Genomic DNA, 13,661 nt, shown 5'->3' with positions numbered 1-13,661 from the left:
GTGTAGAGAGGGAATTCGTGACTGGAACTATGGCGCCGGAGGCCGTGCCTCTCCTGTCCGTTCGCAAGCTGACCAAGCTGTTCGGCAATTTCGCCGCATGCAACGGCATCGACCTCGATATAGCGCCGGGCGAAATCCACGCGCTTCTGGGTGAAAACGGCGCGGGCAAGTCCACGCTCGTCAAGATGCTGTTCGGCGTGCTCTCGCCGAGCGAGGGTGATATCGTCTGGCAGGGTCAGCCGGTTTCCATAGGTTCGCCAAGCGAGGCCCGCAGGCTCGGCATCGGCATGGTCTTCCAGCATTTCTCCCTGTTTGAGGCGTTGACGGTTGCTGAAAACATCGCCCTGTCGCTGGACCCGAAAATTTCATTGAAGGAAATCGCCAAGGAAGCGGAACAGCTTTCGCGCGCCTATGGCCTGCCGCTCGATCCCAATGCGCATGTCGCCGATCTTTCGGTTGGCGAGCGCCAGCGTATCGAGATCGTGCGCGCCCTGTTGCAGAACCCGCGCCTTATCATTCTCGACGAGCCGACTTCGGTTTTGACACCGCAGGAGGCGGACAAACTGTTCGAGACGCTGGCGAAGCTGAAGGCCGAAGGCCGTTCGGTGCTTTATATCAGCCACCGGCTGGAAGAGGTGCAGCGTATCTGCGACCGCGCCACCGTTCTGCGCCATGGCAAGGTTACGGGCGCCTGCGATCCGCGCAAGGAAACACCGGCATCTCTGGCGCGCATGATGGTGGGTAGCGATGTCGCAAGCGTTTCGCGACCGACGGGCGATGCCCTCGGTCAACCGCAGATCGAAGTCATGGGGCTTTCCGTTGCGCCACGCACGCCCTTTGCCGTGGCGTTGAAAGCGGTTTCCATGACTGTGCGCGCCGGCGAAGTGCTGGCGATTGCCGGGGTCGCCGGAAACGGGCAGGGCGAGTTGTTCGATGCGCTTTCGGGCGAATATCCCGTCTATAATAATGATGCGATCCATCTCCGCGGCAAGCCGGTCGGTCGTATCGGCATCAATGGCCGACGGCTGATGGGCGCCGGTTTCGTACCCGAGGAGCGCCACGGCCATGCCGCCGTTCCCGGCATGAGCCTTTCCGACAATCTTCTGCTGGCGCGGGCGCGCTCCGACCGCAAGGCATTTCTGACGGGTGGTTTTCTGCGCATCGTCAGGGGCTCGGCTATCAAGGCGGCGGCGCGGCGCATATCGGAAACCATGGATGTGCGCAAAAGCGGGGCAGATCCGCTGGCGGGATCGCTGTCAGGTGGCAATCTGCAAAAATTCATCGTCGGGCGCGAACTCGATCGTCAACCGGCCGTGCTTGTTGTCAACCAGCCGACATGGGGTGTGGATGCGGGGGCGGCGAGCCGTATCCGGCAGGCGCTTGTCGATCTCGCCAAAGCCGGCTCTGCCGTCATCGTCATCAGCCAGGACCTAGATGAAATCTTCGAGGTCGCCACCAATATCGCGGTCATTTCCGATGGGCAGCTTTCGCAGGCCTATCCGGTGGAAGACATGACGCTTGAAAAGATCGGCCTGCTGATGGGCGGCGTCCACACACAGTCAGGAGCCGCCCAGCATGCGCATTGAGCTTGAAAAACGGGCAGGGATCTCGAAGCTATTTACCCTTCTCTCGCCGCTTCTGGCACTGGTGCTGACGCTGCTCGTCGGCGCCATCATGTTCGCCATACTCGGTAAAAATCCGCTTGATGCGCTTTACGCCTTTTTCATCGAGCCACTGCTGGAGGTCTGGTCGCTGCATGAGCTGGCGATCAAGGCCGCACCGCTGATCCTGATCGCGGTTGGCCTGTCTATCTGTTATCGCTCCAACAACTGGAACATCGGCGCGGAAGGACAATTCACCATCGGCGCGATCACCGGTTCCATCCTGCCGGTGCTTTATCCGGACTGGCATTCGCCACTCATCCTGCCGTTGATGCTGGTTATGGGCGCCATCGGTGGCGCACTCTATGCCGGTATTCCGGCGCTGTTGAAGACGAAGTTCAACACCAACGAAATCCTCGTCAGCCTGATGCTGGTCTATGTCGCGCAGCTTTTTCTCGACTGGCTGACGCGCGGCATCTGGCGCGATCCGGGCGGCTATAACTTCCCGCAGACGAAACCCTTCAACGAGAGCGCAGTGCTGCCGGAAATGCTGGCATCGGGCCGGGCGCATTGGGGTTTCGTGTTTGCCATCGTAGCGGCCATCGCGCTGTGGTTCATGATGCGTTACATGCTGAAAGGCTTCGAGGTTACGGTTCTTGGCCAATCGGCGCGGGCAGGGCGTTTTGCCGGTTTCTCATCGAGCCGCATGGTCTGGTTTTCGATGCTGCTTTCCGGCGCGCTTGCCGGGCTTGCGGGCATTTCGGAAGCCTCCGGCTCCATCGGCCATCTTCAGCCCAGCATTTCTCCGGGTTACGGCTTCACCGCCATCATCGTCGCCTTTCTAGGCCGCCTCAATCCGCTCGGTATCATCCTCTCCGGGCTGGTGCTTGCACTGACCTATCTTGGTGGTGAGGCGGCGCAGCTTTCCATCGGTGTGTCTGACAAGGTGACGCGTGTGTTTCAGGGGCTGATGCTGTTCTTCGTACTCTCCTGCGATACGTTGATCTTCTACCGCATCAAGGTCGTCTTCACCGGCAAGGCGCATAACAGCCAAGGAGCGGCATGATGGATATGCTTCAGGCCATCCTTCTCACGGTCATCACTGCCGCCACACCGCTCGTCCTTGCCGCCTCGGGCGAGCTGGTGGCGGAACGCTCCGGCGTCCTCAATCTCGGCGTCGAGGGCATGATGATCATGGGTGCGGTCTGCGCTTTCGCTGCCGCGCATATGACCGGTTCGCCCTATCTCGGCATTCTGGCCGGTATCGCGTCGGGCGCGGTTTTCTCGCTGCTCTTCGGTTTCCTGACGTTGACGCTCGTTACCAACCAGGTGGCGACGGGCCTTGCGCTGACCATTCTCGGTCTTGGCGTTTCCGGCATGCTGGGCGAAAGCTTCGTTGGCCTGCCGGGCGTCAAGCTGCAGCCCATCGTCTTTCCGGTGCTGTCGGAGATACCATTCATCGGCCCCTTGCTGTTCCGGCAAGACCTGATCTTCTACATGTCCATCGCGCTCGTTGCCGGCATAAGCTGGTTTCTGTTCAAGAGCCGCACGGGTCTCAAGATCCGCGCCATCGGCGACAATCACGGTTCTGCCCATGCGCTTGGCATCAACGTCATCCGCACACGCTATCTGGCTGTCATGTTTGGCGGTGCGTGCGCGGGGCTTGCTGGTGCGCAGCTTTCGTTGGTCTATACGCCGCAATGGGTGGAAAACATGTCGGCCGGGCGTGGCTGGATCGCACTGGCGCTCGTCGTCTTCGCGTCCTGGCGTCCATGGCGGGTGCTGGCAGGCGGTTATCTGTTCGGCGCTGTCACCATCGGGCAGTTGCACGCCCAGGCATTCGGCATTGGCGTGCCGTCGCAACTGCTTTCGGCGCTGCCCTATATCGCAACTATTGTCGTGCTGGTCATCATCTCGCATAATCGCCGCACGACCTTGATCAACACGCCGGCATCACTGGGTAAATCCTTCGTGCCGGACCGGTGAGAAAAACTTCCAGTCTCCAAACCAAACAGGGGTAAAAATGAAAAAACTGGTCATCGCACTTGCTGCTTCCATAGCGGCTCTTGGAGGCGTCGTTTCTTCGGCTGAGGCCGCCGACGCAAAGAAGGTCTGCTTCATCTATGTCGGCAGCCGCACCGATGGCGGCTGGACGCAGGCGCACGAAATCGGTCGCGAAGAGCTGCAGAAGCATTTCGGCGACAAGATCGAAACGCCGTTCCTCGAAAGCGTTCCGGAAGGCCCGGATGCCGAACGCGCCATCGAGCGCATGGCACGTTCCGGCTGTGAGCTGGTCTTCACCACTTCCTTCGGCTTTATGGATGCGACCGTTAAGGTTGCCCAGAAGTTCCCCAAGGTGAAGTTCGAGCACGCCACCGGCTTCAAGACCGCCGAAAACGTCGCGACCTACAATTCGCGTTTCTATGAAGGCCGCTACATTCAGGGCCAGATCGCCGCAAAGATGTCGAAGAAGGGTGTTGCCGGCTACATCGCTTCCTTCCCGATCCCGGAAGTGGTGATGGGCATCGACGCTTTCGTTCTTGGCGCGCAGTCCGTCAATCCTGAGTTCAAGGTCAAGGTTGTCTGGGCCAACACCTGGTTTGACCCCGGCAAGGAAGCCGATGCCGCCAAGGCGCTTATCGACCAGGGCGTCGATATCCTGACGCAGCACACCGATACGACGGCTCCGATGCAGGTTGCAGCCGAGCGCGGCATCAAGGCCTTCGGTCAGGCTTCCGATATGATCAAGGCCGGTCCGGAGACACAGCTGACCGCGATCAAGGACACCTGGGGCGCTTATTACATCAAGCGCACGCAGGCCCTGCTTGACGGCACGTGGAAGTCCGAATCCATCTGGGACGGCCTGAAGGACGGCATCCTGACCATGGCGCCTTACACCAACATGCCTGATGACGTGAAGAAGATGGCTGAGGAAACCGAAGCCAAGATCAAGTCGGGCGAGTTGCACCCCTTTACCGGTCCGGTGAAGAAGCAGGACGGTTCGGAATGGCTGAAGGCGGGTGAGAAGGCTGAAGACGGCGTTCTGCTCGGCCTCAACTTCTACGTTGCCGGCGTGGACGACAAGCTGCCGCAATAATGTGACACGCAGGTACTAGCTGCTAACGGGACCGCGCATGCAATTCATGCGCGGTCTTTGTTATTTTGATGTGTTTTATTGTTCGAACGAAGTTTGGCTTTGCTTTTCACGCGCGTTGATGTTTTTCACTGTATTCTGCGTTGAAAATCGGGCTGCTTTCCTGGATTACACAAGTCAGGCGCGATTTTTACATCTTCAACCGAACGGAAGGACATGGAATTTGCAGCGCGGAATGCTCGATGCGGCGATCGGTTTTCGAAAGTTGCGGACAAATCATGCTCAGGTCGTTCACAAGCTCGGTCTCGATATCGTGTCCGGAGTTTTCAAGACGGGTGACATCCTGCCGGGCGATGCCGAGCTGATGGAGCGGCTGAAAGTCTCTCGAACGGTGCTTCGCGAGGCGATGAAGACGCTCACCGCCAAGGGCATGATCTCCCCCAAGGCGCGCATCGGTACCCGTGTGACGGAGCGCGAAAGCTGGAACATGTTCGACAGCGAGGTGCTGCTCTGGCACTTCGAGGCTGGTGTCAGCGAGGAATTCCTGCTGCATCTCTACGATATCCGCCAGGCGTTCGAACCCTATGGCGCGGGTCTTGCTGCCGCCAGGGCAAAAGACGCCGATATCGCAAGGCTTGTCGCTTACGCCAACGAGATGGGCAACACGGCTTATTCCAAGGAAAAGCGCGCGCTTGCGGATATGAATTTCCACGTTCTCATCACCGAAATGTCCGGCAACCCGTTCATGCGCACCGTCGGTTCGCTGATAAAGGCGGCGCTGGCGGGCATTTTCCGGATGAGCAACCCGGAAGCCGATCCCAACGAGATTTCCGACGTGTCTGCCTCTCACCTGCGACTCGTTGAAGCGTTTCGCCTGCGTGATGAGGGGGCAGCCCGGCGCGAGATGGAAAGGCTGATTGAAAACGGCCGTCAGCAGATACTCGAATTCACGGCCCGTAACTCCCGCCCATAGATCATGCCAGCCTGCCGCTGATCACGTTTGATGAAAATCGGCGTGGAAATTTGGTGGAGATTTGCATGGTTTCTTAAGTGGGGCGCCGTTATAGCAGTGCCGGAAAGAAATCACCCATACGCCCGTCCGCAGTGCTGGCCGGCGTAAAGTCAAACATTGCCCCTGTCCGGGCCGCCTGTGGCCGGTGACGGGGTGTTGGAGGTCTTATGGAGCGCAGCTCTCTAGCCGTTATTCTCGCAGCGGGCGACAGCACGCGCATGAAGTCTTCGAAGTCCAAGGTGCTTCATCCGGTCGCTGGACGCCCGATGATCGGGCATGTGGTGGAGGCTGTTGCTGGAGCGGGCGTCGGCGCGGTGGCGCTGGTGGTCGGGCGCGATGCCGACAATGTCGCTGCTGCGGCAAGTCTCAAGGGCCTGCAGGTCGAGGCTTTCCTGCAAAAGGAACGCAAGGGCACCGGGCATGCGGTTCTTGCCGCACGCGAGGCGATCGAACGCGGTTTTGACGATGTCATCGTCGCTTATGGCGATGTGCCGCTCATCACCTCAGCCACGCTCGACAGGGCGCGCGAGGCGATTGCCGACGGTGCCGATGTCGCCGTTATCGGGTTCCATACTGACCGTCCCACGGGTTACGGGCGGCTTCTGGTCGAGAATGGCGAGCTGGTCGCGATCCGAGAGGAAAAGGACGCCACCGACGAGGAGCGCAAGGTCACCTGGTGCAACAGCGGATTGATGGCCATCAACGGCCGCAATGCGCTGGATCTGCTGGATCGGATCGGCAACAGCAATGTGAAGGGCGAATATTATCTGACTGACATCGTCGAGATCGCCCGTTCTCTCGGCCGCCGCGCCATTGCCATCGATGCGCCGGAAAAGGAATTGACCGGCTGCAACAACCGCGCTGAACTCGCCTTCATCGAGAGGCTCTGGCAGGAGCGCCGCCGTCACGAATTGATGGTCGACGGCGTTTCGATGATCGCGCCTGAGACAGTATTCCTTTCCTTCGATACGAAGATCGGTCAGGATGTCCTGATCGAGCCCAACGTCGTTTTCGGTCCCGGCGTGACGATCGAGCCGGGTGCGATCATTCATGCATTTTCGCATCTGGAAGGGGCCTATCTGGCCCAGGGTGCGGTTGTCGGTCCATTTGCGCGGTTGCGTCCGGGTGCAAACCTGCACGCCAACGCCAAGGTCGGCAATTTCTGTGAGGTCAAGAAGGCCGAGATCGGCGAGGGCGCAAAGGTCAACCATTTGACCTATATCGGCGATGCTTTCGTGGGTGCAGGCAGCAATATCGGCGCGGGTGCCATCACCTGCAATTATGACGGTTACAACAAGTCCGAAACGCGGATCGGAGCCAACAGCTTCATCGGCTCGAATTCGTCGCTGGTTGCTCCCGTCTCCATTGGAGAGCGGGCGTATATCGCCTCCGGCAGCGTGATTACCGATGACGTGCCTGCCGATGCGCTGGCTTTCGGGCGCGCGCGCCAGGAGGTGAAACCGGGCAGGGCGGTCGCGTTGCGCGAGCGGGCGAAAGCGCTGAAGGAAGCGAAGAAAAAATCCTCTTAGATGACGTTACCGAGCGATACTGAAAGTGACCGGCGGGATAATTGCCGATTTCAGAGAAACGGTTAAAGCATTTCCAGTAAAGGTGCGCAGCGGTTTTACGTCCGGAAATGCATCAGAACAAAAAGGTGGTGTATTTTCGCATTTCAGGGAAAGGCGGAAATACTCTGGAAGTTTCGGTGAAGAGATCGCCGTCTGGAGAAATATATGTGCGGAATTGTCGGAATTGTCGGAACGCAGCCCGTTGCTGAACGGCTTGTCGATGCGCTGAAGCGCCTCGAATATCGCGGTTACGATTCGGCGGGTGTCGCCACCATCGACAATGGCGCGATGGACCGTCGCCGGGCGGAAGGCAAGCTGTTCAATCTGGAAAAGCTGGTCTCTGAAAAGCCGCTGCCAGGTGTCGTCGGCATCGCGCATACGCGCTGGGCGACGCATGGCGTGCCGAACGAAACCAACGCCCACCCGCATTTCGTCGAAGGCGTTGCCGTCGTTCATAACGGCATCATCGAAAACTTCTCTGAACTGCGCGAGGAACTGAGCGCCGAGGGTGCAACCTTCACCACCCAGACCGACACCGAAGTGGTGGCGCAGCTTCTGGCAAAATACACCCGCGAAGGGCTTGGCCATCGCGAGGCGATGCTGAAGATGCTGAACCACGTGACCGGTGCCTATGCGTTGGTGGTGATGTTTCAGGACGATCCCAATACGCTGCTTTCGGCGCGCTCCGGCCCGCCGCTTGCCGTCGGTTACGGCAGGGGCGAGATGTTCCTGGGGTCCGACGCAATCGCGCTTTCGCCTTTCACCAATGAGATCACCTATCTGGTGGATGGCGACTGCGCCATTGTGACCCGTGACGGTGCGGAAATCATCGATTTCTCCGGCAAGCCGGTGAAACGCGAGCGCCAGATTTCGCAGGCGACGGCTTTCGTGGTCGACAAGGGCAACCACCGCCATTTCATGGAAAAGGAAATCTATGAGCAGCCGGAAGTCATTTCCCATGCGCTCAGCCACTATGTGGATTTCGCCTCCAAAACCGTGAAGGATGCCGATAAGGCAATCGATTTCGCCAGGCTTTCCGGCCTTGCCATTTCCGCCTGCGGCACGGCCTATCTTTCCGGCCTGATCGGCAAATACTGGTTCGAACGTTACGCGCGCCTGCCGGTGGAAATCGATGTCGCATCGGAATTCCGTTACCGCGAGATCCCGCTCGTTCCCACGCAGGCCGCGCTGTTCATTTCGCAATCGGGCGAAACCGCCGATACGCTGGCGGCCTTGCGTTACTGCCAGCAAGAGGGACTGAAGATCGGCGCAGTGGTCAATACACGTGAATCGACCATGGCGCGCGAATCGGATGCGATCTTTCCGATCCTCGCCGGCCCGGAAATCGGCGTGGCCTCCACCAAGGCCTTCACCTGCCAGCTTGCCGTGCTCGCTTCGCTCGCGGTTGCCGCGGGCAAGGCGCGCGGCACGTTGAAGCCAGGCGAGGAAAAGGAGCTGGTGCAACAGCTTATCGAGATGCCGCGCATCATGAGCAAGGTGCTGAACCTCATCCAGCCGCAGATCGAGGCGCTGTCGCGCGATCTGTCGCGCTTCAAGGATGTACTTTATCTCGGCCGCGGCACCAGCTTCCCGCTGGCGCTGGAAGGCGCACTGAAGCTCAAGGAAATTTCCTATATCCACGCCGAAGGATATGCAGCCGGCGAGCTGAAGCATGGGCCAATCGCACTGATCGACGAGAACATGCCTGTCATCGTCATCGCGCCGCATGACCGCTTCTTTGAAAAGACCGTTTCGAACATGCAGGAAGTGGCCGCGCGCGGTGGCCGCATCATCTTCATCACCGACGAGAAGGGCGCCGCTGCGTCCAAGCTCGACACCATGGCGACGATCACGCTGCCCAATGTCGACGAGCTGATCGCGCCGATGGTCTTCTCGCTGCCGATCCAGCTGCTGGCCTATCACACCGCCGTCTTCATGGGCACGGATGTGGACCAGCCACGCAATCTGGCGAAATCGGTGACGGTGGAATGATCATCCGGCCGGAGCGGCAAGGTGATGAAGAAGCGATTGCTCGCGTTACGGAAGATGCCTTCCGTAACGTCGACTACAGCGACAAGACGGAACATGTGATCGTCGAACGGCTTCGCAAGGCCGGTGCGCTGACTGTTTCTCTGGTTGCCGAGGACAGCGAAGGCATCATCGGCCATATCGGTTTTTCACCGGTAACACTGTCGGGCGGCGAGACCGGCTGGTTCTGTCTTGCGCCCTTATCGGTGGCGCCGGACCGGCAAAGGCAGGGTGTCGGCTCGGGGCTGGTTCGGGAAGGGCTTGCCGCGCTGGACCGTCTGAGTGCTTCTGGCGCAGTTGTCGCTGGCGATCCGGACTATTACGGCCGCTTCGGTTTTCGCCATGTTGAGGGCCTGAGCGGCAAGGGGATTCCTGACGAATATTTCACAGTTCTTCGCTTGCATGGCGGAACTCCATCCGGCATTGTCGGTTTTCATCTGGGTTTCGATAGCGACAACGCTTAATTCCGAACGGTAAATGACCGATATTCCAGTCAAAATTTCATTCGCAGCCCGTCTGCGCAACAGCTTCCTCACGGGCGTCCTCATCCTTGCGCCTGTCACCATCACCATGTGGCTGGTATGGAGCTTCCTGCAATGGGCGGATAGCTGGGTTAAGCCCTATATTCCCGCCCGTTACGATCCCGAGCAATATTTCGATGTGGCGATCCCCGGCTTCGGCCTGCTGATCGCCGTCATCGGCATCACACTCATCGGCTTTCTCGGCAACAACCTCATTGGCAAATGGATCGTCGGCGTCGGCGAATCCGTTCTCAACCGCATGCCGCTGGTGCGGCCGATCTACAAGAGCATCAAGCAGCTGTTCGAATCCGTCCTGAAAGAGCATTCGAACTCTTTCAAGAAGGTCGGCCTGATCGAGTTTCCGTCACCCGGCACTTGGGCGATGGTATTCGTATCCTCGGAGGTCAAGGGAGAGCTTGCCCATCGCTTCAACGAGATGGGCCAGGAGATGGTTGCCGTCTTCCTGCCACCGACTCCGGTGCCGACGGCGGGTTTCCTGCTGTTCGTGCCGAAGGACAAGATCGTGATGCTGGACATGACACCGGAAGACGCGGCGAAACTGCTGATTTCAGGTGGACTGGTGGCTCCGGATTTCACGCCGCCGAAAATGATTGCGCCGGTTTGAGCCTTACAGGAGGCCGCTGATATCTGTTTGCGAAAAGTCGTTGCCGACATAAAGCAAAGGGCAGCCTTCAGCTTTTGCCAGCTCATAGGCAAAGCAGTCTCCGAAATTCAGCCCGGCGGGGTGGATACCCTTTCCCCAGATGCGATAGGCTTCCGAAATGCCACGGATTGATTTAGCAGTAACGGGTTTGATTTCGACGCTCAGCCCTTCGATCAGCATCTCGAGTTCCCGGCTGCGGCCACGTCTTTGCGCTACGATCACAGCTTCGGCAAGCGTACCGGCGGATATCAGCAATGGTTCATCCGTATCGAGAGCCATGGCACATGCATCTGCTGTGGGTTCATCAAGCAGGATTGCAAGCAGAGCAGATGTATCGATGACCATCATTTTGGAAGGCCGTGCTCGTCGTAAAGGAAATCCTGACTATGCGCGGCATCCGGGCCATCGTCGCTCTTGGTCGCGACGGCCGCGCGCACTTTATCAAGCACGGCCCTGCGGGATTTTTTATCCGCCACAACAACCACTGGAACCAGCCGCACTGCTGCATGACCATGCCGGGTGAGAATGATTTCGTCCCCGGCCTCGGCGCGTCGTACCAATTCTGTCAGTTGGCCTTTTGCATCAGTTACGGATATCTGCATGGCTAACCTTAAGCGTTAAATCTCGCTTTAGATTAGTCTATTGAATGGACCAAATCAATCCTCGTCATCGAGATCATCCACCTCTGTTCCCGTCGTGGTCGCATGGAACACGGGGACGAAAAGCCGCATGTAGACCAGCCGCACGCTCCAGCCCTGTTCCAGTGCCTCTGTCCATGCCTTCTTGCGGCCTGGCTTTTTGAAGGCCTTGCCGATCGCTTTCTTCTGGCTTTTGGCGAAGGTGTCGGGTTGCAGGATGTTTTGCGGTGAGCAGAGCGCGTAGCCCTTTCTGAAGGCGGGCGGTGGGCGGCGTGGGTCGATCATGTTCATGGCGGTTCACTTTCAGCCGGCGTGCAGGAAGCGGATAGCTTCGTCGCGGCGGTGCAGATAGAGCAGGGTGCGCAGGCTTTCGCCGCGCGGGCCGGTCAGTTCGGGGTCGCGCTCGATGACATAGGCGGCGTCCTTGCGGGCGATTTCCAGGAGGTCGGCATGGGCTTCGAGGCTGGCGATGCGGAAGCCCGGGGTGCCGGACTGGCGGGTGCCGAGGAGTTCGCCTTCGCCGCGCAGCTTCAAATCCTCTTCCGCAATCAGGAAGCCGTCCTCGCTGTCGCGCAGGATGGAAAGTCGGGCGCGGCCGTTTTCGCTGAGCGGCCCCTTGTAGAGCAGGATGCAGGTGGAGGCCTCGTCACCGCGTCCAACCCGGCCACGCAGCTGGTGAAGCTGAGCCAGGCCGAAACGTTCGGCATGTTCGATGACCATGATCGTGGCGTCCGGAACGTCGACACCCACTTCCACCACTGTCGTTGCCACCAGCAGCCGGGTTTCGCCGTTCTTGAAAGCCAGCATGGCGGCGTCCTTCTCCGGGCCGCTCATGCGCCCATGGATGAGACCGATATTGACACCGAGCATCTGCGAGAGAACCGCATGTCGTTCTTCCGCCGACATCAGGTCGGACTCTTCCGTCTCCTCCACCAGCGGGCAGATCCAGTAGGCCTTCTTGCCCTCCTTCAGCGCGGCGCGCAGCCGCTCGACGATGTCGCCGATGCGCTCTGTGGGGATTGTCACGGTCTGGATGGGTTTTCGGCCAGCCGGTTTTTCGGTGAGTTTTGATACATCCATGTCGCCGAAGGCGGCCAGCACCAGCGTGCGCGGAATGGGCGTGGCGGTCATAACAAGCATATGCGGCGTGATGCCCTTGGCGGTGAGACGCAGGCGCTGGTGTACGCCGAAACGGTGCTGCTCATCCACCACGGCCAGCACGAGGTTCTTGTAACTCACGCTGTCCTGGAACAGCGCGTGCGTGCCGATGACGATCTGTGCCTCACCGGAGGCCACGCGTTCTTCGATCTCGCGACGCTCCTTGCCCTTGGTGCGGCCGGTCAGCACCTCAACCGTGATGCCCGCGGCATTGGCGAGTTTGGAGATGGTGGCGAAATGCTGCCGGGCAAGAATTTCGGTCGGGGCCATCAACACCGCCTGTCCGCCGGCCTCGACGGCGGTTGCCATAGCCATCAGCGCCACCAGCGTCTTGCCCGCGCCGACATCGCCCTGCAACAGCCGCAACATACGGTCCTCGCTGGCCATATCGGTCAGGATATCTTTCACCGAGGCATTCTGGCTCGGCGTCAGGGAGAAGGGGAGTTGCGACAGGATTTTTGCAGCAATGTCCCCCTTGGCGCGGATCGGCTGGCCCGCGACCTTGCGCAGTCTTTGCCGCACCAGCGCCAGTGACAGCTGCCCGGCCAGAAATTCGTCGTAGGCGAGCCGTCTGCGTGCCGGGGCCTGAGGATCGATATCGGCGCTGTCGCGCGGATCGTGCAACTCACGGAAGCTCGATGCCACGTCGCCGAACCCCTGCCGGGTCTTCAGCGTTTCGTCGATCCATTCGGGAAAGACCGGCAGTTTCGAAAGTCCGCCTTCAATTGCCCGCCGCAGCACCTTCGGAGACAGCCCGGCTGTCATTGGATAAACGGCTTCGACCAGCGGCAGGTTCTCGGATTCGGAAAGCTTCACCATGAAATCCGGATGCACCATGGAGGCGCGGCCGTTGAACCAGTCCACCTTGCCGCTGACGAGAACCTCTTCATCGACGGGCAAGGCCTTGGAAAGCCAGTCTCCCTTGGCGCGGAAGAAGGTCAGCGCCAGTTCCCCGGTCTCGTCATGCAGGAAAACACGGTAGGGCGCGGAACGATTGCCTGGTGGAGCTGGCTGATGCCGGTCGACACGTCCCTGAATGGTGACAATGGCGCCGGGAGCGGCAAGCGCGATGCCCGGGCGGTTGCGCCGGTCGATGACGTTTGATGGCGCGTGGAACAGAAGATCGATCACGCGGGTGTCGTCGGCATTTTCCCGGCTCAGCAGTTTGGCCAGAAGGTCGGCAAGCTTCGGCCCCACACCGGCAAGGGTGGAGACGGAAGCAAATAGCGGATCGAGAATGGCGGGACGCATGCTCAGCAAAATCGGGGAAGGGGACGCGTTATGCAAGACGTGGCGCCCGACAAAGGCTGTTTATCACCGGCAGATTTTAGCCGCCGTGGCATTATTTCGATAAAAACCGGTTCCAAGCGTTCGCCT

13 protein-coding genes are annotated in these 13,661 nt (G+C 59.6%); 9 read left to right on the top strand and 4 right to left on the bottom strand.

Features of this window, described 5'->3' with window-relative positions; genetic code table 11:
• Positions 1–29: 29 nt before the first annotated feature.
• The 9 genes from ACQZ6D_RS03735 to ACQZ6D_RS03695 all read left to right on the top strand — a co-directional run bounded on the left by ACQZ6D_RS03735 (position 30) and on the right by ACQZ6D_RS03695 (position 10,449).
• Positions 30–1,586: an ABC transporter ATP-binding protein gene (locus tag ACQZ6D_RS03735; RefSeq protein WP_003515765.1), complete on the top strand. Its 1,557-nt coding sequence runs from the start codon at positions 30–32 to the stop codon at positions 1,584–1,586.
• Positions 1,576–2,667, top strand: coding sequence for an ABC transporter permease (locus ACQZ6D_RS03730; protein WP_065702431.1), 1,092 nt, complete (start codon positions 1,576–1,578; stop codon positions 2,665–2,667). The genes ACQZ6D_RS03735 and ACQZ6D_RS03730 overlap by 11 nt, the downstream gene beginning before the upstream one ends.
• On the top strand, positions 2,667–3,587 hold the full coding sequence (locus tag ACQZ6D_RS03725; RefSeq protein ID WP_019566110.1) for an ABC transporter permease: 921 nt from the start codon (positions 2,667–2,669) through the stop codon (positions 3,585–3,587). Before ACQZ6D_RS03730 ends, ACQZ6D_RS03725 begins: the two co-directional genes overlap by 1 nt.
• Before the next feature lie 37 nt (positions 3,588–3,624).
• The gene (locus tag ACQZ6D_RS03720; RefSeq protein ID WP_003515759.1) at positions 3,625–4,698 is read left to right on the top strand and encodes a BMP family ABC transporter substrate-binding protein; all 1,074 of its coding nucleotides are present in this window, start codon (positions 3,625–3,627) and stop codon (positions 4,696–4,698) included.
• A gap of 232 nt (positions 4,699–4,930) precedes the next feature.
• Complete coding sequence (locus ACQZ6D_RS03715) at positions 4,931–5,668, top strand: FadR/GntR family transcriptional regulator (protein WP_003515757.1); 738 nt, start codon at positions 4,931–4,933, stop codon at positions 5,666–5,668.
• Positions 5,669–5,874: 206 nt separating this feature from the next.
• Positions 5,875–7,236: a bifunctional UDP-N-acetylglucosamine diphosphorylase/glucosamine-1-phosphate N-acetyltransferase GlmU gene (gene glmU / locus ACQZ6D_RS03710; protein WP_019566111.1), complete on the top strand. Its 1,362-nt coding sequence runs from the start codon at positions 5,875–5,877 to the stop codon at positions 7,234–7,236.
• Between the two features lie 204 nt (positions 7,237–7,440).
• The gene (gene glmS, locus ACQZ6D_RS03705; RefSeq protein ID WP_003515753.1) at positions 7,441–9,267 is read left to right on the top strand and encodes a glutamine--fructose-6-phosphate transaminase (isomerizing); all 1,827 of its coding nucleotides are present in this window, start codon (positions 7,441–7,443) and stop codon (positions 9,265–9,267) included.
• Positions 9,264–9,767 (top strand): GNAT family N-acetyltransferase, encoded by a 504-nt coding sequence (locus tag ACQZ6D_RS03700; protein ID WP_065702432.1) that lies wholly within the window; start codon positions 9,264–9,266, stop codon positions 9,765–9,767. The genes glmS and ACQZ6D_RS03700 overlap by 4 nt, the downstream gene beginning before the upstream one ends.
• 13 nt (positions 9,768–9,780) lie before the next feature.
• Positions 9,781–10,449: a DUF502 domain-containing protein gene (locus ACQZ6D_RS03695; protein ID WP_003515749.1), complete on the top strand. Its 669-nt coding sequence runs from the start codon at positions 9,781–9,783 to the stop codon at positions 10,447–10,449.
• A 3-nt stretch (positions 10,450–10,452) separates the two neighbouring features.
• Here the strand turns inward: ACQZ6D_RS03695 and ACQZ6D_RS03690 are convergent, their stop codons facing one another.
• Genes ACQZ6D_RS03690 through recG form a run of 4 tightly spaced genes read right to left on the bottom strand, consistent with a single transcriptional unit; the run spans position 10,453 to position 13,535 of the window.
• Complete coding sequence (locus ACQZ6D_RS03690; RefSeq protein ID WP_035198363.1) at positions 10,453–10,836, bottom strand: type II toxin-antitoxin system VapC family toxin; 384 nt, start codon at positions 10,834–10,836, stop codon at positions 10,453–10,455.
• Positions 10,833–11,090 (bottom strand): type II toxin-antitoxin system Phd/YefM family antitoxin, encoded by a 258-nt coding sequence (locus tag ACQZ6D_RS03685; protein ID WP_003515745.1) that lies wholly within the window; start codon positions 11,088–11,090, stop codon positions 10,833–10,835. The genes ACQZ6D_RS03690 and ACQZ6D_RS03685 overlap by 4 nt, the downstream gene beginning before the upstream one ends.
• A 54-nt stretch (positions 11,091–11,144) precedes the next feature.
• Entirely contained in the window at positions 11,145–11,417 is a 273-nt protein-coding gene (locus ACQZ6D_RS03680) for a hypothetical protein (RefSeq protein WP_003515743.1), read from the bottom strand.
• Between the two features lie 12 nt (positions 11,418–11,429).
• Positions 11,430–13,535 carry an ATP-dependent DNA helicase RecG gene (gene recG, locus ACQZ6D_RS03675; RefSeq protein WP_003515741.1) on the bottom strand — a complete coding sequence of 702 codons (2,106 nt, stop codon included), beginning with the start codon at positions 13,533–13,535 and terminating at the stop codon, positions 11,430–11,432.
• Positions 13,536–13,661 lie beyond the last annotated feature (126 nt).

The organism is Agrobacterium sp. 22-3639C2 (assembly GCF_053522105.1).
This window is presented reverse-complemented; position numbering and strand designations above follow the sequence as displayed.

Bases quoted from the DNA above. Each gene is read 5' to 3' on its own strand.
- ACQZ6D_RS03685 (WP_003515745.1), bottom strand. From the start codon at position 11,090: ATGCAGATATCCGTAACTGATGCAAAAGGCCAACTGACAGAATTGGTA.
- ACQZ6D_RS03735 (WP_003515765.1), top strand. From the start codon at position 30: ATGGCGCCGGAGGCCGTGCCTCTCCTGTCCGTTCGCAAGCTGACCAAG.
- ACQZ6D_RS03720 (WP_003515759.1), top strand. From the start codon at position 3,625: ATGAAAAAACTGGTCATCGCACTTGCTGCTTCCATAGCGGCTCTTGGA.
- glmU (WP_019566111.1), top strand. From the start codon at position 5,875: ATGGAGCGCAGCTCTCTAGCCGTTATTCTCGCAGCGGGCGACAGCACG.
- glmS (WP_003515753.1), top strand. From the start codon at position 7,441: ATGTGCGGAATTGTCGGAATTGTCGGAACGCAGCCCGTTGCTGAACGG.
- ACQZ6D_RS03690 (WP_035198363.1), bottom strand. From the start codon at position 10,836: ATGATGGTCATCGATACATCTGCTCTGCTTGCAATCCTGCTTGATGAA.
- ACQZ6D_RS03730 (WP_065702431.1), top strand. From the start codon at position 1,576: ATGCGCATTGAGCTTGAAAAACGGGCAGGGATCTCGAAGCTATTTACC.
- recG (WP_003515741.1), bottom strand. From the start codon at position 13,535: ATGCGTCCCGCCATTCTCGATCCGCTATTTGCTTCCGTCTCCACCCTT.
- ACQZ6D_RS03715 (WP_003515757.1), top strand. From the start codon at position 4,931: ATGCTCGATGCGGCGATCGGTTTTCGAAAGTTGCGGACAAATCATGCT.
- ACQZ6D_RS03695 (WP_003515749.1), top strand. From the start codon at position 9,781: ATGACCGATATTCCAGTCAAAATTTCATTCGCAGCCCGTCTGCGCAAC.
- ACQZ6D_RS03725 (WP_019566110.1), top strand. From the start codon at position 2,667: ATGGATATGCTTCAGGCCATCCTTCTCACGGTCATCACTGCCGCCACA.
- ACQZ6D_RS03680 (WP_003515743.1), bottom strand. From the start codon at position 11,417: ATGAACATGATCGACCCACGCCGCCCACCGCCCGCCTTCAGAAAGGGC.
- ACQZ6D_RS03700 (WP_065702432.1), top strand. From the start codon at position 9,264: ATGATCATCCGGCCGGAGCGGCAAGGTGATGAAGAAGCGATTGCTCGC.